At 60.6% G+C, this 22,213-nt stretch carries 22 protein-coding genes and 1 tRNA gene; 11 read left to right on the top strand and 12 right to left on the bottom strand.

The annotated features are described in order from the left end of the window. Positions 1-683 precede the first annotated feature (683 nt). Positions 684-2,948, top strand: a complete 2,265-nt coding sequence (locus A9G05_RS05300; protein ID WP_069559970.1) for a DotA/TraY family protein — start codon at positions 684-686, stop codon at positions 2,946-2,948. On the opposite strand, the gene A9G05_RS27055 is transcribed toward A9G05_RS05300, so the two are convergent. Next, positions 2,949-3,284, bottom strand: a complete 336-nt coding sequence (locus tag A9G05_RS27055; RefSeq protein ID WP_124075227.1) for a hypothetical protein — start codon at positions 3,282-3,284, stop codon at positions 2,949-2,951. Positions 3,285-3,554: 270 nt separating this feature from the next. On the opposite strand from A9G05_RS27055, the gene A9G05_RS27050 reads away from it, so the two are divergent. After that, the gene (locus A9G05_RS27050) at positions 3,555-4,598 is read left to right on the top strand and encodes a hypothetical protein (RefSeq protein ID WP_139131080.1); all 1,044 of its coding nucleotides are present in this window, start codon (positions 3,555-3,557) and stop codon (positions 4,596-4,598) included. Between the two features lie 517 nt (positions 4,599-5,115). On the opposite strand, the gene A9G05_RS05290 is transcribed toward A9G05_RS27050, so the two are convergent. The 10 genes from A9G05_RS05290 to A9G05_RS05260 form a co-directional block, all read right to left on the bottom strand. Continuing rightward, on the bottom strand, positions 5,116-5,631 hold the full coding sequence (locus A9G05_RS05290) for a GNAT family N-acetyltransferase (protein WP_041108778.1): 516 nt from the start codon (positions 5,629-5,631) through the stop codon (positions 5,116-5,118). A 12-nt stretch (positions 5,632-5,643) separates the two neighbouring features. Continuing rightward, complete coding sequence (locus A9G05_RS05285) at positions 5,644-6,075, bottom strand: hypothetical protein (RefSeq protein ID WP_069559968.1); 432 nt, start codon at positions 6,073-6,075, stop codon at positions 5,644-5,646. 226 nt (positions 6,076-6,301) lie between these two features. Further along, complete coding sequence (locus tag A9G05_RS26410; protein ID WP_080773400.1) at positions 6,302-6,922, bottom strand: NADAR family protein; 621 nt, start codon at positions 6,920-6,922, stop codon at positions 6,302-6,304. Positions 6,923-6,928: 6 nt separating this feature from the next. Then, the gene (locus tag A9G05_RS27045; RefSeq protein ID WP_139131079.1) at positions 6,929-7,948 is read right to left on the bottom strand and encodes a hypothetical protein; all 1,020 of its coding nucleotides are present in this window, start codon (positions 7,946-7,948) and stop codon (positions 6,929-6,931) included. Between the two features lie 24 nt (positions 7,949-7,972). Further along, positions 7,973-8,635, bottom strand: coding sequence for a hypothetical protein (locus A9G05_RS27040; protein WP_139047997.1), 663 nt, complete (start codon positions 8,633-8,635; stop codon positions 7,973-7,975). A 13-nt stretch (positions 8,636-8,648) separates the two neighbouring features. Then, positions 8,649-9,755, bottom strand: coding sequence for a site-specific integrase (locus A9G05_RS05280; protein ID WP_069560043.1), 1,107 nt, complete (start codon positions 9,753-9,755; stop codon positions 8,649-8,651). Between the two features lie 95 nt (positions 9,756-9,850). Next, positions 9,851-9,926, bottom strand: a tRNA-Phe gene (locus A9G05_RS05275). Between the two features lie 77 nt (positions 9,927-10,003). Beyond that, complete coding sequence (locus A9G05_RS05270) at positions 10,004-10,276, bottom strand: oxidative damage protection protein (protein WP_044405395.1); 273 nt, start codon at positions 10,274-10,276, stop codon at positions 10,004-10,006. Then, entirely contained in the window at positions 10,273-11,340 is a 1,068-nt protein-coding gene (gene mutY / locus A9G05_RS05265) for an A/G-specific adenine glycosylase (RefSeq protein WP_069559967.1), read from the bottom strand. The genes A9G05_RS05270 and mutY overlap by 4 nt, the downstream gene beginning before the upstream one ends. Next, positions 11,337-13,547 (bottom strand): AsmA family protein, encoded by a 2,211-nt coding sequence (locus tag A9G05_RS05260; RefSeq protein WP_069559966.1) that lies wholly within the window; start codon positions 13,545-13,547, stop codon positions 11,337-11,339. Before A9G05_RS05260 ends, mutY begins: the two co-directional genes overlap by 4 nt. A 195-nt stretch (positions 13,548-13,742) precedes the next feature. On the opposite strand from A9G05_RS05260, the gene A9G05_RS28290 reads away from it, so the two are divergent. Further along, positions 13,743-14,957, top strand: coding sequence for a sterol desaturase family protein (locus tag A9G05_RS28290; protein ID WP_069559965.1), 1,215 nt, complete (start codon positions 13,743-13,745; stop codon positions 14,955-14,957). Here A9G05_RS28290 and A9G05_RS05250 read toward each other — a convergent pair. Then, a complete protein-coding gene (locus A9G05_RS05250; RefSeq protein WP_069559964.1) occupies positions 14,954-15,355 on the bottom strand; it encodes an acetyl-CoA sensor PanZ family protein in 402 nt (133 codons plus the stop codon). The two genes, A9G05_RS28290 and A9G05_RS05250, sit on opposite strands and share 4 nt — an antisense overlap. Positions 15,356-15,525: 170 nt before the next feature. Between A9G05_RS05250 and A9G05_RS05245 the strand changes: the two genes are divergently transcribed. From A9G05_RS05245 to A9G05_RS05210, 8 genes are all read left to right on the top strand, one after another. Beyond that, complete coding sequence (locus A9G05_RS05245) at positions 15,526-17,184, top strand: OFA family MFS transporter (RefSeq protein WP_069559963.1); 1,659 nt, start codon at positions 15,526-15,528, stop codon at positions 17,182-17,184. A gap of 131 nt (positions 17,185-17,315) precedes the next feature. Further along, positions 17,316-17,909, top strand: a complete 594-nt coding sequence (gene hisB / locus A9G05_RS05240) for an imidazoleglycerol-phosphate dehydratase HisB (protein ID WP_069559962.1) — start codon at positions 17,316-17,318, stop codon at positions 17,907-17,909. Beyond that, positions 17,909-18,547, top strand: coding sequence for an imidazole glycerol phosphate synthase subunit HisH (gene hisH, locus A9G05_RS05235; protein WP_069559961.1), 639 nt, complete (start codon positions 17,909-17,911; stop codon positions 18,545-18,547). The genes hisB and hisH overlap by 1 nt, the downstream gene beginning before the upstream one ends. Positions 18,548-18,551: 4 nt before the next feature. Then, positions 18,552-18,809 carry a DUF2164 domain-containing protein gene (locus tag A9G05_RS05230; protein WP_044405403.1) on the top strand — a complete coding sequence of 86 codons (258 nt, stop codon included), beginning with the start codon at positions 18,552-18,554 and terminating at the stop codon, positions 18,807-18,809. Positions 18,810-18,849: 40 nt separating this feature from the next. After that, the gene (gene hisA, locus A9G05_RS05225) at positions 18,850-19,587 is read left to right on the top strand and encodes a 1-(5-phosphoribosyl)-5-[(5-phosphoribosylamino)methylideneamino]imidazole-4-carboxamide isomerase (RefSeq protein WP_069559960.1); all 738 of its coding nucleotides are present in this window, start codon (positions 18,850-18,852) and stop codon (positions 19,585-19,587) included. A gap of 48 nt (positions 19,588-19,635) precedes the next feature. Next, entirely contained in the window at positions 19,636-20,406 is a 771-nt protein-coding gene (hisF, locus tag A9G05_RS05220; protein WP_044405405.1) for an imidazole glycerol phosphate synthase subunit HisF, read from the top strand. Positions 20,407-20,539: 133 nt separating this feature from the next. After that, positions 20,540-21,295, top strand: coding sequence for an ABC transporter substrate-binding protein (locus A9G05_RS05215; RefSeq protein WP_069559959.1), 756 nt, complete (start codon positions 20,540-20,542; stop codon positions 21,293-21,295). 134 nt (positions 21,296-21,429) lie between these two features. Beyond that, entirely contained in the window at positions 21,430-22,185 is a 756-nt protein-coding gene (locus tag A9G05_RS05210) for an ABC transporter substrate-binding protein (protein WP_069559958.1), read from the top strand. Positions 22,186-22,213: the final 28 nt, after the last annotated feature.

The raw sequence follows: 22,213 nt of genomic DNA, 5'->3' as shown, positions 1-22,213 counted from the left end.
GGGGTTTAATAGGTCTTTTCTCATGGGAGACCCCGAGTGGGGCAAAAGCCGCTTAATTTTGCGCTTGTTGACGTACTGCTTGGCTATCGAGAGCATTTGAGCACCTGTCGAGATATTACAAAGGTTGCTCAAAATGAACGCGGTTACGATCACTCAACAGAGCCACAAAGCAAAATTTGAACAAGACTTTTTGAATCGATTTGGCCCGTTAGTTTCGCAAAGCCAGCTTGCTGATCTATTGGGGATGACTGCTAGAGGATTGAGCACATTTCTATGGCGCAAAACTGAACTGGCTAAAGGTATTTGTGAGTGCCGAGTTAAAGTTGGTCGGAGAGTGCTTTATCGTACTGTAGAGATTGCGGGGCTACTCGCATGCCAACAGTAAATTTCGATGCGATTCTAGGTTCACCTGCATTCACGCGATTTACGCATCGCGCCTTTTATCTGCTGTTGCTACTGACTAACTTGGGCGCTCCACTAGGCCAACATCGTGTTTGGGGTGGATTGCCAGGCTGGTGGGTGTTTCCCACAACTGCCGTACTGGCCCTTTTTGCCGTGCAGCAGTATTTGTCCGGCGGGAGTCAGTTTTATGCGCTCGCCGGTATCCCGTATGCCCTGCTGTATGTGCATGACGCTCTTTGCACTCCCTTAGTTCTACCGCCAGCACAGCGGAGAGCGGCCAGATGAGAAAATCACTGCTGCTCTGCCTATTCCTGACCGCGGTTCTTGGGGGAACAGCACATGCTGACTCCCCTGGCGGACTGAGCCAATTCACCCCGCCACCAGGTGACACGTCGGTCGACTTTCTGGAAGAAGTGTTCGGCTCAATCGTGGGGACCATCCACTCTGGCGGGAACGTAGAGGGCGGCGAGACCGAGGACGTGCTGGGCAGCATGATGTCCGTGTTCGGTGGTGCCGTCATGTTCTTGGGCATGCTCTTTATCGCCTACACCACGATCAAAGGCACCGTCGATTCCGCTCAGGATGGCGAGGTCCTCGGACGGAAGATGAGCGACATCTGGATTCCATTGCGTACCGCTGCAGGCGGCGCCTTGCTGCTACCTCTTGGGCATGGCTATTCGCTTATCCAGATCATGGTGCTATGGCTTGCGATTCAAGGCGTCGGGGTTGGGGATGCAATCTGGAGCCAAGCCGTCGACCAGATCGGCAAGGACGGGATGCTGTCGCGGCCGCTGATCCCTGACTCCCGACCGCTCGCGGCTAACATCCTGAAATTCGAAGTCTGCACCGCAGCAATGAACAAGCAGTTCGAGGCCTCTGGCCGGTCAACTCGCATCCAGGCTGTCGCATCCACCCGCAAGGTCGTCAATACCGGGGAGATCGACGTCGACATCACCGATGCCATACCGGTCTACGGCGGCATCAACATGGTGCAGAAGTACAACAAGGCGAGCTATAACGTCACCGACTACAAGTGGAAGGCCAGCGACAACTCCTACATCAACCCCGATGTGTGCGGCGCCCTCACCTGGAAGCAATCCTGGGAGGCCTCGGAGGGCAACAGCAACACCAAGGTCATCAAAGAGCCGATTCTCGCGGCACACGCCAAAGCCATCCAGCAGATGATCCAGGATATCCGGCCGACGGCACAGCAGATCGTCGCCGGGCAAAAACCGGCCCCGGGCGTGATAGACGCCGCGGCGAACACCTATGAGAACTCGCTTCGCGCCGCCGCCAAGACCGCTGTGATGCAAACCAGTGATCGCGCTGCAGCGGACTTCCTCAAGGCCGCCAAGGACGGCGGCTGGCTGTTCGCCGGCACCTGGTACAACCACATCGTCAAAATGAACGACGTGATGCAATCCACGCTGAACGGTCTGCCGGCAGCCGATCCCATTGCCATCGTCGACAAAGAGACCAAGGAGACGCTCCAGACCTACGCCGATACGATGCTCACTGCCGACGAGTATGCCAAGCACCGCGTCGACTCGGTCCGGAACACCTACTACGCCGAGACCAACGTGCGGGAGCCCCGTGACGGGGAAGGGGCCTGGGAGTACGTCAAGAAGATGATGTCCGCTCCCTTCTTGGGCGCTATCAACCAGATGACCCAGAGCATCGCCGGCTCCAACCTCAACCATATGAGCCAGATGAAGAGCTTCGGCGATGTCATCGTGACAATCGGTGAGGTAATGCTCGCTTCGATGGCCGGTGTGAGTGGGGCTGCAAACTCGCTGGCGGCCAAGGTCACGGTAGGAAGCGTATTCGACGTAGGAGCCGTGATTCAGTTCGCCTCTAGCCTGGTCACGACGTTTGTGCTGCTGTTGTTCTTTTTCGGCGTGACGTTGAGCACCTATGTGCCCATGATCCCCTTTATCACCTGGACAACCTCAATCGTGAACTGGTTCGTTCTGGTGCTGGAGTCTGTTATTGCCGCTCCGCTGTTCGCTGTCGCGCACATCCACCCGGATGGTGATGACACGGTCGGACGTGCTGGCCAGGGTTACATGATGATCCTCTCGCTCGTGATGCGGCCTGCCCTGATGCTATTCGGCCTAGTTGGTGGGATGTTGCTCACCCAGCCTATCGTCGGCTACATCAATGCGGCCTTCATGTCTGTCGTCTCGGGGATCCAGGCGGACAGCATGACCGGCATGGTGAGCTTCATCGCCTACGTGGCCATCTACGTTGTGATCATGACCACGGTCGTGCACATCGTCTTCAGTCTGATTCACTGGGTACCGGACAATATTCTGCGCTGGATCGGTCAGGGCGCGACCGGAGGTATAGCGGATGCAGAGCGCACCGGTGATGGTGGGCAGGACGTGTTTGTGGCCGGGGTTAGGGAAAGCAAGCACGGGGCCGCTGGTGGTCTGGGTGGTGGGGCGAAACACGGCAAAGGGCCAGACAGCTCTACTACTGGGACTCCTGGCCGAGGCATGCCAGACAACAGCACACTGCTGGGCGGTCCGCCCCCAGGAGGTTAATTACCTCTGGGGGCGTGAACTTGCCCCCTCATATCCGCGATCCTCCAGATATCTATCAAAGGCCTTCTGGCGAAGCGAGTCTCTATTTTCCTTTGCCAGTAGCGGAGAGTTAGGAGAAGTCTTTCTCAACTCTTCCAATAGCAGAAGCAAAACATAGTTATTCGCTTCAAAGTGGCCCTGCATAATTTCGATGCGTTCATTCAGCGCGCATACTTGATGTTTCAAATTCTCTGAATGCGAGCGCCATTCATTAATTGCAGCTTCGTATGATGCTTGGGTTGCACGAGAGTGCGCGTAACCAGCAGATAGGCCAACTTGATATCCGGAGGATGACATTGAAAGTCTCCCTATATAAGGCGATGAGAGTATTCAAGCAAAGTGATCGCTGATGTACAAGGATCAGACAAAGAAAAAGTCGCATGTGACCTAAAAAAGCGATTAGTCATGTGTGACCTAAAAAGGATAGGTCGTAAGTGACCTAAAAATAAAACACATTCACGCAGCTGCGTGAATGTGGGCACCGGTCGCCGGAACGGCGATTCGCGTAGCGAAAGGTGCCCCGTCAGCCAGCCGAATCCAATGAGTTAGGTCACAGGGGAGAGCTGTATGAAGGCCCAGGAAGAGATTTTCGAGATCGTAAGAACAGCTCGCCAACGGATAAAGCAGCTGCCGTCCAGAAGCCGATCTAAGGCTACTGATGATGATTATGTTCGCGAATATAATCGTATGGTTGGCGATGAAGGAGCTGATCCAGAAAAACTATGGTCAGCAATCTGTGCAACCAAAAGTAAGTCTACATATCGGAGAAGAGTGGCCGCAACAATACACTGTTGTCGTGTTCAGCTTCAGGAAGCATTGCGTAGCCAGGATGCGGCCCAGCGTGCGGGTGATACGAATGCCCTAAGATACCAAGTGTCAGTGATCGAAGGAGCGATCGGAATCCTAAATATTGTTGAAAGACACAAAGGACAGTGTCCTCTGGAAAATACGGTAAGGCGGAAGTCAAAGCGATCTGACTTGAAATATCTGCCTGGCAATTGGCGGGAGCAATTGTATAAACAGCTCGAGGGCAGCAAGTACGAACTGGCATATCTGGTGGAGGCTGTTTCGGGATGTCGACCAGGTGAGCTCGAGAAAGGCGTTAAAGTGATTTGCAAAGAGAGCGGGCTGCTGACTATCCGGGTCGACAACGGCGTAAAGGTTACTGCTCAGAAAGGGCAGCCTTGGCGAGAAATCACCTATCGAGTCGATCAGAGTCCGTTGGTTAGGGCTCTCTATGAGGTCTGCAGAAAGGTCGCACCGGATACGGAAAAGATCGAGACGGTTGTCGACATCGAGAAAACTACCAACTGGCGTGCAGCGCTGTCGTCGGCTGGGCAGAAGCTATGGCCGAGACTGCAATTCAGGGTCTGCCCGTACCACCTCCGCAACGCCGCGGCTAGCGACTGGAAGCGGGCTGAGCTGAGCGAAGAGGAGATCTCGGCTGCATTAGGACACTGTGTGAACAAGACCTCCAGCCTCTATGGTCAATCCCAGATCGGCCAAGGGGGCGGCGGTTTGTGCCCTGTTGAAGTAAGAGCAGCACGTCCTATCTTGAATACCCGGACTCTATCCTCCCATGTGGGCCGACCCACCCTGAGCCCTAAATGACCCCGCCGTTTACGTGCCATAGCTCAGGCTCGGAGTACCAACCCTCGACCGGCTGCGGCAGCGGAGCTGCCTTGGTCTCGGGTTTACGACTTGAAAAGAACAACTCAATTCAGCTTATGCTGAGTAATCAGAGCGAAAGGAGATGGTAGATGCGGCAGTGCTACTACATTACCCGGGAAGACCTCGGTGATTTCATCCTGTCTCCCGACGTGCGCATTTATGCTGGCCGGGGTTGGTTGCCTTTGGTGCTGAGTGCCAGGTCCGTTGTTGGCGATGCTGTAGTCGTGGCTATTCGAGAGGATGCAGGCGCTCTTAGGATCGAGCTTGGTGGTCGAGGTAATCCCCAGCAGCGTGCGTGGCTGTCTGAGCTACAAACTGCATCCCTATCGATTTGCGAGGTATGTGGGGCCTCAGGGATGCTTCGCTACGAAGGGTTCAAGGATGGCCATGCTGCAGGGTGGCACAGGACCCGTTGCGATGAGCATATTGACACCCGTACTGCTCAAGTTTGCAGTACTCAGTCTGAGGTCTCCAGTGCTTTGTAGCCTTGAATGAGGGTGCCGGTCGATAGGGCCAGGCGAAGAGGGCTGGTGTTCGTTTCAACGAAATCCAGGCTCTTGTAGTATCGCGCTGCGTCATCATCCTTGGCGTCGACCACCACGAAGGCTACCCCAGAGTGCCTAGAGATCACATATACGCGCCGGAAGAAGTCGCTCATGAGGCGCTTACCGACTCCTTTGCCCTGCTGGCTTTTGTCCACAGCAAGGCGGCTGAGCAATACTGCCGGCATCGGGTAGCGGGGCATCTTCTTCATCTGCTCTTCGCTCAGGTCGGACTCGACCACAGACGCATTGGCAAGGGTGTAGTAGCCGATCAGTTGGCCATCCTCGATCAGCATGAACGTCCGCGAGACATTGCGCTTCTCATCCTGGCTGGCCTGCTGGGCAATGTATGTGTTCAGGGCAGGGTGTAGACCGCAGTCAAAGGACTTGCGGTCTACAGAGCGATCGTAAGGAACGGTGATGAAATCCATGTCCTCCAGGCCTTATCGCAGCGCGAGTAGAGCCTGAAGCTTGGCGTTCGGTGCCGGAGGACTGTCGATCAGGTCGCGGGCAACAGCTGAATTGAGCACAGTGAGGCCTTCGAGATCGACCAAGTCGACGACAACGGCTTCCTGGGTGCGCTCAGATTCGTGCTCGATCAGAGCTTGCATCTGTTGCTGCAGCTCTTGAATCTGTTTCTGCATTGCAGCCATCGACAACTTCTCAGCACGGTTGGAAACGTGCTTGGCCTTAACCCCGCCGCGCGCGAGTCGGAATGATTTCACCCAAACAGTCCCGTGCGCAGGTTTAGCTGCGTGCTTGAGTTGCGAGGGGTCGCCGGAAAAAGCGAGCGTCACAAAGCGTCCGCTACCAGCCTCCTGGAACAGGGGCTGGCCTTTGGCGGTTGGTTTGTGGGACTTCGATTTATCGTTCATAGAGCACCTCGTTTGAGCGAATTGTACCATGAAGGCTTGACATTGCTCAGTGGCGAGTGCCTCGGTCGTAAATGACGCTACTCAATCGAGCTGGTGAGGCATGGATGCCGCGCCAGGCGCCGGGCGGCTTTTGGCCCGGGGCCTGGCCACCAGCCCCGGCAGGGATGCCGGTATGTGATTTTCATAGGCGCATGTCCGGTCTTTCTGTTATTGCGGTGAAGAGGGGTCACTCGAAAAGGTCTTTTGCTACTGGGAAGTCTCGTTCCAGAGATAGCTTTATTGCATGTATAGGTTTTCCATCTAAAGAGAAGTTGGGAATACTTAAGGGTAGCAGCTGATCATTCTCAGGGATCTTGCTCTTCTTAATTTCCTCTCTCAGCTCCATTAAGAGCCTACCCAAGACGTTTGCACCAAACAATGTCTCTGCGTCCACTGGTATCGCTCCCCAAAACGTGTCTTTTCGAGACTCTTCCACAATAGGTAGATCGTCGGTTTTCAGTAGTAGCTCAGAAAACGATTGCCAGTTTTGGTAAAGCTTTGCTTTCAGGCACCACCGCATAACTCTTACACGAACTTGGAGCCAATCTTCGCGGGTTTTGTCTCTATATGGCTTCGACCGCATTTTTGCTGTCATAGGGCTAGTTTGCCCTATGATCATTCTCTGAATATCCGGGAGGTGTGGGTATCTACACGCCTGGTATAGCGCTTCAGAGGTAAATATTCGTATGCCATTTACAAGGATTGGGTAACCGCCAGCCATGTTCGACAGGCCGCCAAAGTGTTCCTTCGTTTTGAGGAAGACGATGCTGCTGCTTCGTAAATACTGGCGGTTAGGAATCTTTCGCATATTTGTCTATAGCGCCTCAAATAGGCGCTGTATGGCCGCATCCGCGTTGGTGAACCTCGGGAATAAAGGATACCACGGGTCGCCTACCCAAAGAACCAAGGGGGCGTTGTTAGGGCAGTTTCTATATGACACAAATGTCGCTCCAAATCCTAGCGTTTCAAGAACGCTATTCCCTAGAGGGCGTTGTCTAACGCCTAAGTTTGGGCAGCGTTCTCGAATGAGCGCTCCTTTTGCAAGAAATTCTTGCTCAATAAGGTTTCTGGCCTGTTCAGATGAGAATATTTTAAGGTCTCCATTCCCGCCAGGGGCTCTCATAATCGGTGCGTATTTCATGTTTTGAATATACGCCGTGACTTCGGGGGTCGCAGGTGCGGACGTTGGGCGGAGAACGTCAGAGGTATATGTATATGTTTTTCTATCCTCTACTTCAAATACTCTGAGCCAATTGATAGCAATTTGTTTTCCGCATTCCCGGATTTTCTCATTTAACTTGTCGCGTACAAAGTAGTAGCCTCCTCTATGTAAGGCTATCGCGGCAATATGTATGGTGCACCTCGCGGGGGCTGAGGTTTCGATCCAGCTTTCAAGGTCGTGACGCAATCTATTTCCGGTGTAGATTGCATCGTCTAGATAAAAATAATCGCTGGAGTGTGGAGTATTGATCTTGGCTTCTACTCCTAAGGCGCCTCTGAGTAGCTCTGAGAAGAGTTGAACTAGTTCATGCTGGCTGTTTCCACCTCCTTGGATGTCAAGCAAGGATGCTGAGTTCCAGAAGGCTGTTGGGGCTTCTTTTGTTAGTTCCGGATTGTTAATAAGGCTGGAAAAATTTCTAGATATTTTTTCTTTCGAGAAGTATGTTTTCTCGAGGATGTTAGTAATTTCTTTAAGTATTTCTAGCTGATGCTCAATCGTGAACTGACTTATCCATCGCTCAACGTGTTCATGATCAAGCCTTTTGATCTGTCCATCGCGATAGTCTTTTATTATCCCAACTAGCTTTTCTATGATGGCTTGACGTTCGCTCATGTGTACTCCTTTACGTGCTTTATGCTAGTGGTTGGTTTCGGTTCCCAGCTCGCTTAGTCGTGACTCTAGGTTTTGAGCGTAGATTATTATTAATTGCTCGAATAACCCTAGGTTTTTATCAATGGCTTGATTTAGTTCGCTAGACCTATTTATGTTCTCGATTAGATGATCATTTTCTTGCATTTGCTCCATTCGAATATGGCTTAGCAATCTTATTTGGCAGCTAATGGTTTCGGAGTAATCAAGGAAGTTTGGCGCTTTTGGTTGTGGACATGGAGATGGGCTTGATAGGTCCTCATTAGACTCACCTCTCAGTAGTCTTTGGATGGGCGCCAAAGTGCCTGCGAGATCTTTGCCTAGATATCTTGCTGTTTTGTAGTATAGTATGATTGTTTCTTCACGCCACTTGTCGTGCTCGCTCGTGTAGTTGCTATAGTCTGTGTTTATAAATTTATTCCAGCTGCTTTTGCTGTTTGCTGCTGCTAATAGCTTGCGGAGATTGTTTTTTTCGCTGAATAAGCTGTTTATCGTCTCGCTCGCTGTTTCGTGGGCCTTCGTTAAGAGTTTCTCTTCTCTAGTTTTATTCCACTGGTGATTGACAGTAATTATCCCTCCTGCTGCGGTGGCAAGAACAACTATTATTGCAGCGATTAGGCTTGTTGTTATGTCTGATATTCTTTTTGTCATGATTAGCTGCGTGCTAGTGTCTAGAGGGTAGTTTGGTGGACATCTTGTCGAGTGCTTTTACAAGGTCTTCGGCTCTCAGGTGCGTATAGCGTTTTAGCATCTGCATCGACTTGTGGCCGCTGATGGCTGCAACCTGTTGATCAGAGAAGTGACCACTTTCCACGAGCCTGCTTACGGCCTCATGCCTGAGGTCATGGAATCGGAGGTCGGTCATGCCGAGTCGCTTCTTCATCCCGTTCCAGGCTTTCGAGAAGACATAGGGCCTTCTCTTTTCATCCTTGCCTGGTTCGCCGAAGAAAATGAGATTGGTATCGATGGGGCGTATGGGGTTCTCTAGGGCCTCTTTGAAGGCTTGGGCCGCTGCTTGAGTCAGCGGTACGGTGCGGCTTTCCCCGTTCTTCGTGTCTAGGAGCTTCACCACGCGCTTTTTCAGGTCCACCTGGTGCCGACGTAGTGAGGTTATCTCCGAAGAGCGCATGCCGGTCTCTACGGCGATTCTGACGATCCAGCCGAGCATTGGGTTGTGGTAGGCGTTTACGGCCTGGAACAGTTTCCGTTCTTCGTCCGGGCTGAGCCGTCGATCACGGCCCTCGCCGGGGCTTGGCTTGCGGATATTCAGTACGGGATTTTGGGGGAGCCCGATGCGCCACTCTTGAATGGCCACCGTGAAGAGGTTGCTGAGTAGGGCCAGCTCGAGGCGGACGGTGTTGGCGCTAACGGTTCTAACGGCAACGTCGCTGCCTTCCTTGTATTTCGTGCGGACGGTTTCTTTCAGGCGCTTGTCGCGGTACTCGGCGATCACGTCGGCTGAGAGAGCGGCGAGGGAATACTTGCCGAGGTGGCGGATGAGCGGGGCAGCCTTGGTCTGCTCGGCTTTTTGCGTGGAGGCTTTCTTGGTTGGGGTGACCTCTTCCAGATAGCGTCCCAGAGCTTTCTCTAGAGTGGTCTTTTCGGAAGGGGAGCGGCGCAGGTATACGCCGCGGACCATCTCGTCCTCGGTGGAGCGAGCCCAGTCGTCGGCGTCACGTTTGGTGCGAAAGGTCTTGGAAGCCGTGGGCCATCCTTGCTTGCGGATGACAGCTTTCCAGGTACCAGAGGGGGTTTTTACGATTGTCGCCATCATCATCTCCAGTAGCAAAGTGCCGGCACTGTACCGAAACTGTACCACTGGAGTGTGGGACTGAACCAAGCGTTGCGCTAAGTCCTTGAAATTAGTGGTGCCCAGGGACGGAATCGAACCGCCGACACGGGGATTTTCAATCCCCTGCTCTACCAACTGAGCTACCTGGGCAACGGGGCGCTATTAAACGGATTTCGAAGGGGGGAGTCAAGCGTGTCCTGAAAAATTTTTTCAGCCTTTACGGGCGCTTACGCGCTCGGGGGGACATAGCCCTCGGCCTGGGCGTATTCCTCGCCGGAGAGGAACTTGTCCATCTCGGCCTGGAGGAACTTGCGATCCTCGGCATTCATCATGTTCAGGCGACGCTCGTTGATCAGCATGGTCTGGTGCTTCTGCCACTCTTCCCAGGCTTTCTTCGAGACGTTGTTGAAGATGTCTTCGCCCTTGGCGCCGGGGTAGGGCGGTTTGTCGAGGCCGGGCAGTTCCTCGTGGTACTTGCGGCACTGGACGGTACGGGTCATGGCGAATCTCCTGCATTCAATACGTCGGCGGCGCGCTTGAGCAGCTTCTTGACCGGAGCGGCCAGGCCCAGGCGCGGCGGGGTGGCGAGGTTATACCAGAGCCAGTCGGCATCGGCCATTTCGCGGTGGCTGCCCTCGACGGACACCAGCCAGGGTTCGATGGCGAGCTGGAAGTGGCTGAAGGTGTGGGTCAGGCCGGGCAGCTCGCGGGCCTGGCCGAGCTGCAGGGCGTGCTGCGTGGCGAGGGGGGCGAGGGCGTCGAGGTGGTCCAGCTCGGGCAGGCTCCACAGGCCGCCCCAGAGGCCGCTGGAGGGGCGCCGGTAGAGCAGGATGGCGCCGTCGCGGTTGGCCAGGATCGGCATCAGGGTGCGCTTCTGCGGCAGGGCCTTGCGTGGCTTGGGCACCGGGTAGCGGATCTCCAGCCCCAGCAGGTGGGCCTGGCAGCCTTCGCGCAGGGGGCAGAGCAGGCAGCTGGGCTTGCTGCGGGTGCAGAGGGTGGCGCCCAGGTCCATCATCGCCTGGGTGTAGTGATTGACCCGCTCAAGGGGGGTGAAGCGCTCGGCGACGGCCCACAGTTGCCTGGCCACCTTGGGCTCGCCGGGGTAGCCCTCCTGGGCGACGTAGCGGGCCAGGACACGTTTGACGTTGCCGTCGAGGATCGGGGCGCGCAGGCCCATGGACAGGCTGGCGATGGCGCCGGCAGTGGAACGGCCGATGCCGGGCAGCTCGGCGAGCTGCTCGACGTCGCGGGGGAATTCGCCGCCGTGGCGCTCCATGACGATCTTTGCGGTCTTCTGCAGGTTGCGTGCGCGGGTGTAGTAGCCGAGCCCGGTCCACAGGTGCAGCACTTCGTCCTCGGGGGCTTCGGCCAGGTCGCGCACGGTGGGCAGGGCGGCCATGAAGCGGTCGAAGTAGCCGAGCACGGTGCTGACCTGGGTCTGCTGCAGCATGATTTCCGAGACCCATACCCGGTACGGGGTGATGCCCTGTTGCCAGGGCAGGTCGTGGCGGCCGTGGAGGTCGTACCAGGCGAGTACGGCGCTGGAGAACTGCTCGGGTGTCATCGTTTGAACAGCCCCTTCAGTGCGTCCTTGAGTTCCGGGCTGACCTTGTCACCGAGCTTCTCTTCGAGCTTCTCGCTGAGCTTGTCGCCGGCCAGCTTGGCGGCGATCTTGCCGATGCCCTCCTTGTCCAGGCGGCAGGCCTTGGCGCCGATCTCCAGCGGGCCGCGGCAGAGCAGCGGCCATTCCAGGCCGACATAGCGCTCATTGACCTGGCAGGCCGGGTCGGCCATGGCGCTCTTGTCGCCTTCGATGACGATGCCGGCGCGGTAGTCCATGCCCAGCACGCGCAGGTCGACGTCGCCGTTGCCGTTGAGGGTCAGGCCGGGGATGCGCGCCTTGAGATCGGGGTTGCTGGCTACGCCGTTGGTGACGGTGAGGCTGCCGCGCAGTTCCTTGAAGGGGGTTTCCTTGCCTTCGTACTGGGTGCTCAGGGTCTTGCGATTGAGCAGGGCGATGCCCTGGCAGAGCTGCTGCTCCAGGTTGGCGTCGAGCAGGGCGCCGTCGTTGAGGACGAAGCTGGCGGTGCCGTTGAGGGCGTCGATCCAGGCCTTTTCGCTGTTGCCACGGGTGCGCAGGTCGGCGTTGAGGTCCAGGGCGCCGCGAACCGGCGGCTTCTGGTCGAGGGCCTTGAGGATCTTCTCCACCGGCACGTGGCTGATGCGCTTGCGGGCGCTGAGCTGGGGCACGTCGCTGCGCACGTCGAGCTGGGCGCTGGCGTCGAACTCGCCGCCATAGAGGCCGCCGCGCAGTTGTTCCAGGGTGATCTGGCCGGCCTTGCCGCGGGCCTTGAGGCGGGCGTCGGTGATCGGCAGCTTGTCCAGCGTCAGTTGGCCGAAGGCCAGGTCGGCCTCCAGGTCGAGTTTGCGCAGGCTGTCGATGGGCAGCAGCGGGGCTTCGCTCCAGGCCTGCTGAGTGGGCTTCTCGGGCAGCGGGGTGGTGCCCTGGCCGGCACTGGCGACGGTGCCTTGGATTTCGGCCTGACGGGCGCTGGCGTCGTCCTTCTTCTTCGGCGGCAGGTAGCGGTCGAGGTCGAGCTTGTCGGCCTTGAGCTGGGCACGCAGGGCCTGGCGCTCGATGTCGGCCACCGCCAGGCGGCCGCTGAAGCTGCTGTCGTCGAGCTTGAGGGTCAGTTGTTCCAGGGCGATGTCGCGGGGGCTGCCCTTGAGCTGGGTGACCAGCTCGAAGTGCTTGAGGGTGTTGGCGTCCTGCATGGCCGGCAGTTCGACGCCGAGGCCGCTGAGGAATTCGCGCAGGTCGAGCTGGGCGATGGACAGGCCGCCTTCCAGGCGCGGGGTCTTGTCCAGACCTTGGACCTTCAGTTCACCCAGGGCGCGCAGTTGGTTGGCAGAGAGCTTGAGGCCGTTCCACTCGGCGATGTTGGCACCGAGGTCGGCCAGCAACTGGCCCTGGGCGCTGAAGGTGAGGGTCTTGCCCTTGAACGGCTCGCCCGAGGCTTCGCCGGCGAGCTTGGCGTCTTCCAGTTGGTAGCGCTTGAGAGCGCGGTCGAAGCGCAGGCTGGCGGTGAGTTCGCTCTTGGCGCGCAGCACCGGCTGGTTGGTGCCGAAGAAGGCGCTGAGCTTGAAGGGGATGGCGGCGCCTTCGCGGATGGCGCCGGTGCTCAGTTCGATGCCTTCGGCGGTGTACTGCCTGCCGGTCTTGGCGTCGGTGTAGTCCACGCGGGCGTTGCTGACGGTGAGGCTGTCGATGTCCAGCTTCAGTGGGCGCTCGTTGCCGGCGGGCTTGGGCTGTTCCGCCGCTGCGGGGGCGCCTTCGGCGGCTGGTGCAGGCGTGCTGGCGGCCTGGGCCGGGCGGCCGATGTCTTCCCAGTTGCCACGGCCTTTCTCGTCACGGGCCAGGGTCAGGTTGAGGCCTTCGACGCGGATGTCGCTCATCTGCACTTCCTTGCGCAGCAGCGGCATGACGCGCACGGAGAGGCCGAGCAGGGCCAGGTTGGCAAAGGGTTTGTCGGGGCTGGCGGCGCTGGCCAGGGTGGTGTCGTGCAGTTCCAGGCCGAGCCAGGGGAACAGGCTCCAGCCGATGTCGCCCTTGAGGTCCAGCTCGAGGTTGGCCTTGTCGCGGGCGATCTGGCGGATTTCATCCTTGTAGTCGTTGGGATCGAACAGGTGGGTCAGGGCGAAGCCCAGGGCCACGATGATCAGCAACAGCCCGAGGAGCAGCAGGCCCAGGAGTTTGCCGATGGATTTCATGGACGAGTCCTTGTGATGAGTGCCGGGGGAGGGGCGCGAGTATAGCGCCAGCGGTTGTGCTGTTTGATGGCCAAACGCGGCGACGGTTCACCGGACTGGCGCCTGCGGCCCGCTGCACTGGCGCGTGCCGTCGCGTGACGGGTACGGCGGCTGGTCTAGGCTGCGCTGCACAACGACAAGAACGGGAGATGCGCCATGAGCGTGGCGGTGCTGGCTTTTCCGCTGTACATCCTGCTGATCCTGCTGGAGTTGGCCTACGAGCGGTACAGCGGGCGCTCCACCTACCGCCTGGCCGACGCGGCTACCAGCGTCAACACCGCCGTGCTGCGGGTGTTGCTGGAGGGGCCGCTGCGCCTGCTGCTGGTGCTGCCCTACGCCTGGCTCTATGAGCACGCGCGCCTGCTGGAGCTGGACCCCACCTCGCCCTGGGTGTGGCTGGGGGGCTTCGTGGCGGTGGACTTCTGCTTCTATTGGGCGCATCGCACCCTGCACCGCTACAACCTGCTGTGGGGGGCGCACCAGCCGCACCACTCCAGCGAGGATTTCAACCTGTCGACGGCGCTGCGCAAGGGGGCGTTCCAGACCGCCTTCGATTGGCCCTTCTACCTGCCCCTGGCGCTGCTGGGGCTGCCGTTGCCGCTGTTCCTGCTGCTGCTCGGGGTGCAGTTGGCCTACCAGTTCTGGATCCACAGCCAGCACATCGGCCGCCTCGGCTGGCTGGAGAAGGTGCTGGTGACGCCGTCCCTGCACCGGGTGCACCACGGGCAGAACCCGCGCTACATCGACCGTAACCACGGTGGGGTGTTCATCCTCTGGGACCGGCTGTTCGGCACCTGGCAGGAGGAGGACGAGCCGGTGGTGTACGGGGTGACCACGCCGGTGCGCACCTTCGACCCGCTGCGCCTGCAGTTCAGCTGGTGGCGCCTGCTGTGGGCCGATGCGCGGGCGACCCGTTCCTGGTGGGACAAGCTGCGGCTGTGGTGGATGCCCACCGGCTGGCGCCCGGCGGACGTGCGCCAGCATCCCTGGCCGTCGATGGACGAGCCCCGCCATGAACCGCGCCACGGGGCGAGCCTGACGGGGTATGCGCTGGCGCAGTTCCTGGCGATCAACCTGCTGGCGCTGGCGTTTCTGCTCAGCGTGCGCCAGGCCCTGGCCTGGGAGCCCTGGCTGCTGGTGCTGGCGATCCTCTGGGGCTGCGTAAGCCTGGGGCTGCTGTTCGACGGGCAGCGTCTGGCACCCCGGCTGGAGGGCACGCGGCAGATGGGGCTGGCCGCTCTGGCGATGGGCTGGGCGCTGTGGGCGGGCGGCCCGGCCTGGGTCGGCTGGGTGCTGGCGGGGTTCCACCTTGCCAGTTTGCTCTGGCTCGGCTGGCTGCTGCGGGAGCGCCCGTCGGTGGTGCCGGCCTAGCCGGCTGGGTCGAGGGGCAGGTGCAGCCGGGCGGCCAGGGCCTGGGCTTCCAGATGGTCCTGGGGGCCCTGCAGGCGCAGTTCGCAGCCGGCCTCGCGGGCCAGCCGGGTGGCCTCGTCCAGCAGCCGACGGGCCACGCCTCGGCGGCGGGTGACGCTGCGTACGCACAGGTGGGAGATCCGCCAGGCGTTGTTTTCGCAGCGCAGCAGGGCGGCGCCCAGCAGGCGGTCGTTGAAGCGGCCGGTCAGCAGCCTGCCCTCTGCCAGGCCCTGTGCCACCAGGTCTCCGGCGTCGGCGTAGGGCGGCAGCAGCCAGGCCGGGGCGTCGGCGTAGATGCGGCCCAGGTCGGTACGGTCCTGTTCGCTGAGCTGGACGGGGCGTTCGACGATGACAGGCATGGGTGTCCTTATTGAGGCCAGGGGGTGGGGTCCGGATAATACGCGCCGCAGGCTGAATCATCGTGGGATTGTTTCGCCTGCTCGTGTGAGTTTTTGGGCGGTGCGTGGGGAGACTGTGCGCACCGCCCGACCCACCTGCGTGCATATCAAAAAAACAGGATAACGACACAATGAGCAGTACCCTGAGCTTGGGCGGCGATGCCGCCCGGCCCGCGTTCCTTTCCAAGGAACGCACCATCGCCCGACCGGGCTTCAACCGCTGGCTGGTGCCGCCGGCTGCCCTGGCCATTCACCTGTGCATCGGCATGGCCTATGGCTTCTCGGTGTTCTGGCTGCCGCTGTCCAAGGCCATCGGCATCACCGCGCCGGTGGCCTGCTCCCCGGAGATGGGCTTCATCGCCCAGGTGTTCGCCAGCGACTGTGACTGGCCGATCTCCATGCTGGGCTGGATCTACACCCTGTTCTTCATCTTTCTCGGCTGCTCGGCCGCCATCTGGGGTGGCTGGCTGGAGCATGCCGGCCCGCGCAAGGCTGGTCTGGTCTCGGCCTTCTGCTGGTGCGGTGGCCTGCTGATCTCGGCCTTCGGCGTCTACATCCACCAGATCTGGCTGATGTGGATCGGCCTGGGGGTGATTGGCGGCATCGGCCTGGGCCTGGGCTACATCTCGCCCGTCTCGACGCTGATCAAGTGGTTCCCGGACAAGCGCGGCATGGCGACCGGCATGGCCATCATGGGCTTCGGCGGTGGCGCCATGGTCGGCGCTCCGCTGGCGGCCGAGCTGATGAACCACTTCGCCTCGGCTGAGTCCGTGGGCGTGTGGCAGAGCTTCGTGGTGATGGCGGTGGTCTATTTCATCTTCATGGTGGGCGGTGCCCTGGCGTACCGCGTGCCGCCGACCGGCTGGAAGCCCGAGGGCTGGACCGCGCCGGTGAAGAAGGCCAGCAACGCGATGATCACTAAGGGCCACGTCCACGTGAACACCGCATGGAAGACCCCGCAGTTCTGGCTGGTCTGGGCCGTGCTGTGCCTGAACGTCTCTGCCGGCATCGGCATCATCGGCATGGCCTCGCCCCTGCTGCAGGAAGTGTTCGGCGGCAAGCTGATCGGCAACCACCTGAGTTTCAATGAGCTGGACGCCTCGCAGTTGGCGCAGATCGCCGCCATCGCGGCCGGCTTCACCGGCTTGCTGAGTCTGTTCAACATCGGTGGTCGCTTCTTCTGGGCGTCCTTCTCCGACCTGATCGGCCGCAAGGCGACCTACTTCGTGTTCTTCGCCCTGGGCTTCCTGCTCTACGCACTGGTGCCCTGGACCGGCCACCTGGGCAGTGTGGCGTTCTTCGTCTTCTGCTTCTGCCTGATCCTGTCCATGTACGGCGGTGGCTTCGCCACCGTGCCGGCCTACCTGGCGGACCTGTTCGGCACCCAGATGGTCGGCGCCATCCACGGCCGCCTGCTGACCGCCTGGGCCTTCGCCGGCATCCTCGGCCCGGTGCTGGTGAACTACATCCGTGAGTACCAGTTGAGCGTGGGGGTCGAGCGCGCTGCGGCGTATGACATCACCCTGTACATCCTCGCCGGCCTGCTGGTGCTGGGCTTCCTGTGCAACCTGCTGGTGCGCCCGGTGGCACCGAAGTACTTCATGACCGACGCCGAGCTGGCCGCCGAGCGCGCCATCGGTCATGACGCCAGCCAGGGCGCCCAGGTGCTGGAGTGGTCGGCCGACCCGTCCAGCCGCCCGCTGGTGATCGCCGCCTGGCTGGCCGTCGGCCTGCCGCTGGCCTGGGGTGTGTGGATCACCCTGCAGAAGACCGCCGCGCTGTTCGGCTGATCGTCCCTGCACCGGGCGATGTCGGCGTCTTGCCGGCATCGCCCGGCTTCCTCCGCCGATCGGCTTCAAGCCTGTGGAAAACTCGGCCTATAATGTCGCCCCTTTCGCCCAATGATTTTGCGGAGTTGGTGATGGCCGAACGTAAGGCATCCGTTGAGCGCAACACCCTGGAGACCCAGGTCAAGGTCTCGATCAACCTGGACGGCACTGGCAAGGCCCGCTTCGACATCGGCGTGCCCTTCCTCGAGCACATGCTCGACCAGATCGCCCGCCATGGCCTGATCGACCTCGACATCGAGTGCAAGGGTGATCTGCACATCGACGACCACCACACCGTGGAAGACGTTGGCATCACCGTCGGCCAGGCCTTCGCCCAGGCCATCGGCGACAAGAAGGGCATCGTCCGCTACGGCCATGCCTATGTCCCGCTGGACGAGGCGCTGTCCCGCGTGGTCATCGACTTCTCCGGCCGCCCCGGCCTGCAGATGCACGTCCCCTTCACCCGTGCCACCGTCGGCGGCTTCGATGTGGACCTGTTCCAGGAGTTCTTCCAGGGGTTCGTCAACCACGCTCTGGTGACCCTGCACATCGACACCCTGCGTGGCCACAACACCCACCACCAGATCGAGACCGTCTTCAAGGCCTTCGGCCGCGCCCTGCGCATGGCCATCGAGCTTGACCCGCGCATGGCCGGCCAGATGCCGTCCACCAAGGGCGTGCTCTGATGCAGACCGTCGCAGTCATCGATTACGGCATGGGCAACCTGCACTCGGTTGCCAAGGCTCTGGAACACGTCGGCGCCGGTCGGGTGCTGGTCACCCGTGATGCCAGCGTGATCCGCGAGGCGGACCGCGTGGTGTTCCCCGGCGTGGGGGCGATCCGCGATTGCATGGCCGAGATCCGCCGCCTGGGCTTCGACAGCCTGGTGGCCGAGGTCAGCCAGGACCGCCCGTTCCTCGGCATCTGCGTCGGCATGCAGGCGCTGCTGGAACACAGCGAGGAGAACGACGGGGTCGACTGCATCGGCCTGTTCCCGGGCCAAGTGCGCTTCTTCGGCAAGGACCTGGCCGAAGCCGGCGAGCCGCTTAAGGTGCCGCACATGGGCTGGAACGAGGTGCAGCAGAGCGTGGCACACCCGCTCTGGCACAACATCCCGGACCTGGCGCGCTTCTATTTCGTGCACAGCTACTACATCGAGGCCGGCAACCCCAAGCAGGTGGTCGGTCGCGGTCATTACGGCAAGGACTTCGCCGCCGCGCTGGCCGAGGGCTCGCGCTTCGCCGTGCAGTTCCACCCGGAGAAGAGCCACACCCACGGCCTGCAGTTGCTGCAGAACTTCGCCGCCTGGGACGGCCGCTGGTAAGCCCATGAGCCGCGGGAAGAAGGCCCCCAGCCTGCAACTCGACGCGACCCAGACCCAGGACGCCGTACTGGCCATCAAGCGTTTCATGGCCGACCGCTTCGAACTGGAGCTGGGTTCCTTCGAGGCCGAGGAAGTCCTGGACTTCTTCGCCCGCGAATTCGCTCCGCATTTCTACAACAAGGCGATCTCCGACGTGCAGGCGCACCTGAAAGACAGGTTCGACAGCATCGAGAGCGACTTGTGGGCGCTCGAGAAAGCCTGAGCGCACCGCCGACTCCACTGACTTCGAACAGGTTGAACCGATGCTGATTATCCCCGCTATCGATCTGAAGGACGGTGCCTGCGTGCGCCTGCGCCAGGGCCGCATGGACGACTCCACGGTATTCTCCGACGACCCGGTGAGCATGGCCGCCAAGTGGGTGGAAGGGGGCTGCCGCCGCCTGCACCTGGTGGACCTCAACGGCGCCTTCGAAGGCAAGCCGGTGAACGGCGAGGTGGTCACCGCCATCGCCAAGCGCTACCCGAACCTGCCGATCCAGATCGGTGGCGGCATCCGCTCCCTGGAAACCATCGAGCACTACGTCAAGGCCGGCGTGAGCTACGTGATCATCGGCACCAAGGCGGTGAAGGAGCCCGAGTTCGTCACCGAGGCCTGCAAGGCCTTCCCGGGCAAGGTCATCGTCGGCCTGGACGCCAAGGACGGCTTCGTCGCCACCGACGGCTGGGCCGAGGTGAGCAGCGTGCAGGCGGTCGACCTGGCCCGCCGTTTCGAGGCCGACGGCGTCTCCGCCATCGTCTACACCGACATCGCCAAGGACGGGATGATGCAGGGCTGCAACGTCGAGGCCACGGCGGCCCTGGCCGCTGCCAGCCGCATCCCGGTGATCGCCTCCGGCGGCATCCACAACCTGGGCGACATCGAGAAGCTGCTGGCCGCCAAGGCGCCCGGCATCATCGGTGCCATCACCGGTCGCGCCATCTACGAAGGCACCCTGGACGTCGCCGAGGCCCAGGCCTTCTGCGACAGCTACAAGGGTTAATCACGCGCAACGGCGCGCGCGGCGCAGCCGGCACCAGAGGGTTCCTGTATGGCTTTGGCTAAACGCATCATCCCCTGCCTCGACGTGGACAACGGCCGCGTGGTGAAGGGCGTCAAGTTCGAGAACATCCGCGACGCCGGTGACCCGGTGGAGATCGCCCGCCGCTACGACGAGCAGGGGGCCGACGAGATCACCTTCCTCGACATCACCGCCAGCGTCGATGGCCGCGACACCACCCTGCACACCGTCGAGCGCATGGCCAGCCAGGTGTTCATCCCGCTCACCGTGGGCGGCGGCGTGCGCACCGTGCAGGACATCCGCAACCTGCTCAACGCCGGTGCCGACAAGGTTTCCATCAACACCGCCGCGGTGTTCAACCCCGAGTTCGTCGGCGAGGCGGCCTCGCGTTTCGGCTCTCAGTGCATCGTGGTCGCCATCGACGCCAAGCGGGTCTCCGCGCCGGGCGAGACGCCGCGCTGGGAAATCTTCACCCACGGCGGTCGCAAGCCCACCGGGCTGGATGCAGTGGCCTGGGCGGCGAAGATGGAAGAGCTGGGTGCCGGGGAAATCCTCCTGACCAGCATGGACCAGGACGGCGTGAAGAGCGGTTACGACCTGGGCGTTACCCGCGCCATCAGCGAGCGTGTGCGCATCCCGGTGATCGCCTCCGGCGGGGTCGGCAATCTCGAGCACCTGGCCGCCGGCATCCTCGACGGCAAGGCCGATGCGGTGCTGGCCGCGAGCATTTTCCATTTCGGCGAATACACTGTTCCGGAGGCAAAGGCCTACTTGGCCAGCCGGGGCATCGTGGTGCGCTGAGCACGATTCTTGCCTTCATTTATGCTTTGGCTGCAACCGTGATCCGGTTCGCAGCCTGGGCAGCCGAGGCCGATAACCTGTACCCGGGTCAGGCCCGTTGGTTTTACCCATCCTCCTTACAAGGTAGTTGCATATGTCGAAACGCCTCCTGCTCGCCCTGGCGAGCACTCTCCTGGTGCTGGCCGGGACCGTTCGCGCCGAAGTGGACGAGAACTACACGGTGGTGCTCCTGACGGAGAACTTCCCGCCTTACAACATGGCGATCAACGGGAAGAACTTCGCCCAGGAAGACAACATCGACGGGATTGCCGTCGACATCGTGCAGGAAATGTTCAAGCGCGCCGGGGTCAAGTACAACATGACCCTGCGCTTCCCCTGGGACCGCATCTACAAGCTGGCGCAGGAGAAGGCCGACTACGGCATCTTCGTCACCGCCCGCCTGCCGGAGCGCGAGGCCGCCTTCAAGTGGGTCGGCCCCATCGGCCCGGACGACTGGGTCCTGCTGGCCCGTGGCGACAGCACCATCAGCGTCACTAGCCTGGAGCAGGCCAAGCAGTACAAGGTTGGCGCCTACAAGGGCGATGCCATCCATCAGGCCCTGACCGAGAAGGGCATCGAGGCACTGACCTCCCTGCGCGACCAGGAAAACGCCAAGAAGCTGGAGAAGGGCCAGATCGACCTCTGGGCCACCGGCGATCCCGCTGGCCGCTACCTGGCCAAGCAGGAAGGCATCACCGGTCTGAAGACCGTGCTGCGTTTCAACCAGACCCCGCTCTACCTGGCGCTGAACAAGAACGTGCCGGACGAGGTGGTCAAGAAGCTCCAGGACGCCCTGGAGCAACTGCGCAGCGAAGGCTTCGTGGACAAGACCATCAACAGCTACCTGTAAGAACCTCGCGACCGGCCCTGAAGCCGGTCGCTTGCCATTGGATGGCGGGACGGGCTGAGTGAACGTCTGTGGGACCGTGCCCACGCAGGGATGCCGCTGGCCATAATCACAACACCAACGCGAGCGGTAGAACGATGCACAAGCTATTCAGACCTCTTCTGGCCCTCGGCCTGATCACCCTCTCCCTGGCGGCTCGCGCCGAGCTGCCGGCCGACTACAAGGTGGTCTTGCTCACCGAGAACTTCCCGCCCTTCAACATGGCGGTCGACGACAAGAACTTCGCCCGTGACGACGGCATCGACGGCATCAGCACCGATATCGTCCGCGAGATGTTCAAGCGCGCCGGCATCTCCTACAACCTGACCCTGCGCTTCCCGTGGGACCGCCTCTACCGCCTGACCCAGGAGAAGCCCAACTACGGCCTGTTCTCCACCACCTACACCGAAGAGCGCAAGCCGCAGTTCAAGTGGGTCGGCCCGCTGGCCAAGAGTGGCTGGGTGTTGCTGGCCGCTCCGGGCAGCACGCTGAGCGTGAAGGACCTCAAGAGCGCCGGGCAGTACCGCATTGGTGCCTACAAGAACGACGCTGTCAGCCAATACCTGGAGACCCAGGGCCTGAGCCCGCAGAACGCCCTGCGTGACCAGGAGAACGTGAAGAAGCTGGAAAAGGGCCAGATCGACCTATGGGCCACCACCGACCCGGTAGGCCGTTACCTGGCCAAGCAGGAGGGCGTGACCGGCCTGCAGACCGTGCTGCGCTTCAATGAAGTCGAGCTGTACCTGGCCTTCAACAAGGACACCCCCGACGAGGTGATCGAGCGACTGCAGAAGGCCCTGGACCAGATGCGCGCCGAAGGCTTCGTTGAAGAAGCGACCAAGAACTACCTCTGAGCCCCCGCCCCTTGCAGCCGGCCCCCCA

It is taken from the genome of Pseudomonas sp. ENNP23 (assembly GCF_001728945.1).
GTDB lineage: Bacteria > Pseudomonadota > Gammaproteobacteria > Pseudomonadales > Pseudomonadaceae > Metapseudomonas > Metapseudomonas otitidis.
This window is presented reverse-complemented; position numbering and strand designations above follow the sequence as displayed.

Excerpts from the sequence above, each read along its gene's own strand:
- A9G05_RS05300 (WP_069559970.1), top strand. The coding sequence starts at position 684 with ATGAGAAAATCACTGCTGCTCTGCCTATTCCTGACCGCGGTTCTTGGG.
- A9G05_RS27055 (WP_124075227.1), bottom strand. The coding sequence starts at position 3,284 with ATGTCATCCTCCGGATATCAAGTTGGCCTATCTGCTGGTTACGCGCAC.
- A9G05_RS27050 (WP_139131080.1), top strand. The coding sequence starts at position 3,555 with ATGAAGGCCCAGGAAGAGATTTTCGAGATCGTAAGAACAGCTCGCCAA.
- A9G05_RS05290 (WP_041108778.1), bottom strand. The coding sequence starts at position 5,631 with ATGGATTTCATCACCGTTCCTTACGATCGCTCTGTAGACCGCAAGTCC.
- A9G05_RS05285 (WP_069559968.1), bottom strand. The coding sequence starts at position 6,075 with ATGAACGATAAATCGAAGTCCCACAAACCAACCGCCAAAGGCCAGCCC.
- A9G05_RS26410 (WP_080773400.1), bottom strand. The coding sequence starts at position 6,922 with ATGCGAAAGATTCCTAACCGCCAGTATTTACGAAGCAGCAGCATCGTC.
- A9G05_RS27045 (WP_139131079.1), bottom strand. The coding sequence starts at position 7,948 with ATGAGCGAACGTCAAGCCATCATAGAAAAGCTAGTTGGGATAATAAAA.
- A9G05_RS27040 (WP_139047997.1), bottom strand. The coding sequence starts at position 8,635 with ATGACAAAAAGAATATCAGACATAACAACAAGCCTAATCGCTGCAATA.
- A9G05_RS05280 (WP_069560043.1), bottom strand. The coding sequence starts at position 9,755 with ATGGCGACAATCGTAAAAACCCCCTCTGGTACCTGGAAAGCTGTCATC.
- A9G05_RS05270 (WP_044405395.1), bottom strand. The coding sequence starts at position 10,276 with ATGACCCGTACCGTCCAGTGCCGCAAGTACCACGAGGAACTGCCCGGC.
- mutY (WP_069559967.1), bottom strand. The coding sequence starts at position 11,340 with ATGACACCCGAGCAGTTCTCCAGCGCCGTACTCGCCTGGTACGACCTC.
- A9G05_RS05260 (WP_069559966.1), bottom strand. The coding sequence starts at position 13,547 with ATGAAATCCATCGGCAAACTCCTGGGCCTGCTGCTCCTCGGGCTGTTG.
- A9G05_RS28290 (WP_069559965.1), top strand. The coding sequence starts at position 13,743 with ATGAGCGTGGCGGTGCTGGCTTTTCCGCTGTACATCCTGCTGATCCTG.
- A9G05_RS05250 (WP_069559964.1), bottom strand. The coding sequence starts at position 15,355 with ATGCCTGTCATCGTCGAACGCCCCGTCCAGCTCAGCGAACAGGACCGT.
- A9G05_RS05245 (WP_069559963.1), top strand. The coding sequence starts at position 15,526 with ATGAGCAGTACCCTGAGCTTGGGCGGCGATGCCGCCCGGCCCGCGTTC.
- hisB (WP_069559962.1), top strand. The coding sequence starts at position 17,316 with ATGGCCGAACGTAAGGCATCCGTTGAGCGCAACACCCTGGAGACCCAG.
- hisH (WP_069559961.1), top strand. The coding sequence starts at position 17,909 with ATGCAGACCGTCGCAGTCATCGATTACGGCATGGGCAACCTGCACTCG.
- A9G05_RS05230 (WP_044405403.1), top strand. The coding sequence starts at position 18,552 with ATGAGCCGCGGGAAGAAGGCCCCCAGCCTGCAACTCGACGCGACCCAG.
- hisA (WP_069559960.1), top strand. The coding sequence starts at position 18,850 with ATGCTGATTATCCCCGCTATCGATCTGAAGGACGGTGCCTGCGTGCGC.
- hisF (WP_044405405.1), top strand. The coding sequence starts at position 19,636 with ATGGCTTTGGCTAAACGCATCATCCCCTGCCTCGACGTGGACAACGGC.
- A9G05_RS05215 (WP_069559959.1), top strand. The coding sequence starts at position 20,540 with ATGTCGAAACGCCTCCTGCTCGCCCTGGCGAGCACTCTCCTGGTGCTG.
- A9G05_RS05210 (WP_069559958.1), top strand. The coding sequence starts at position 21,430 with ATGCACAAGCTATTCAGACCTCTTCTGGCCCTCGGCCTGATCACCCTC.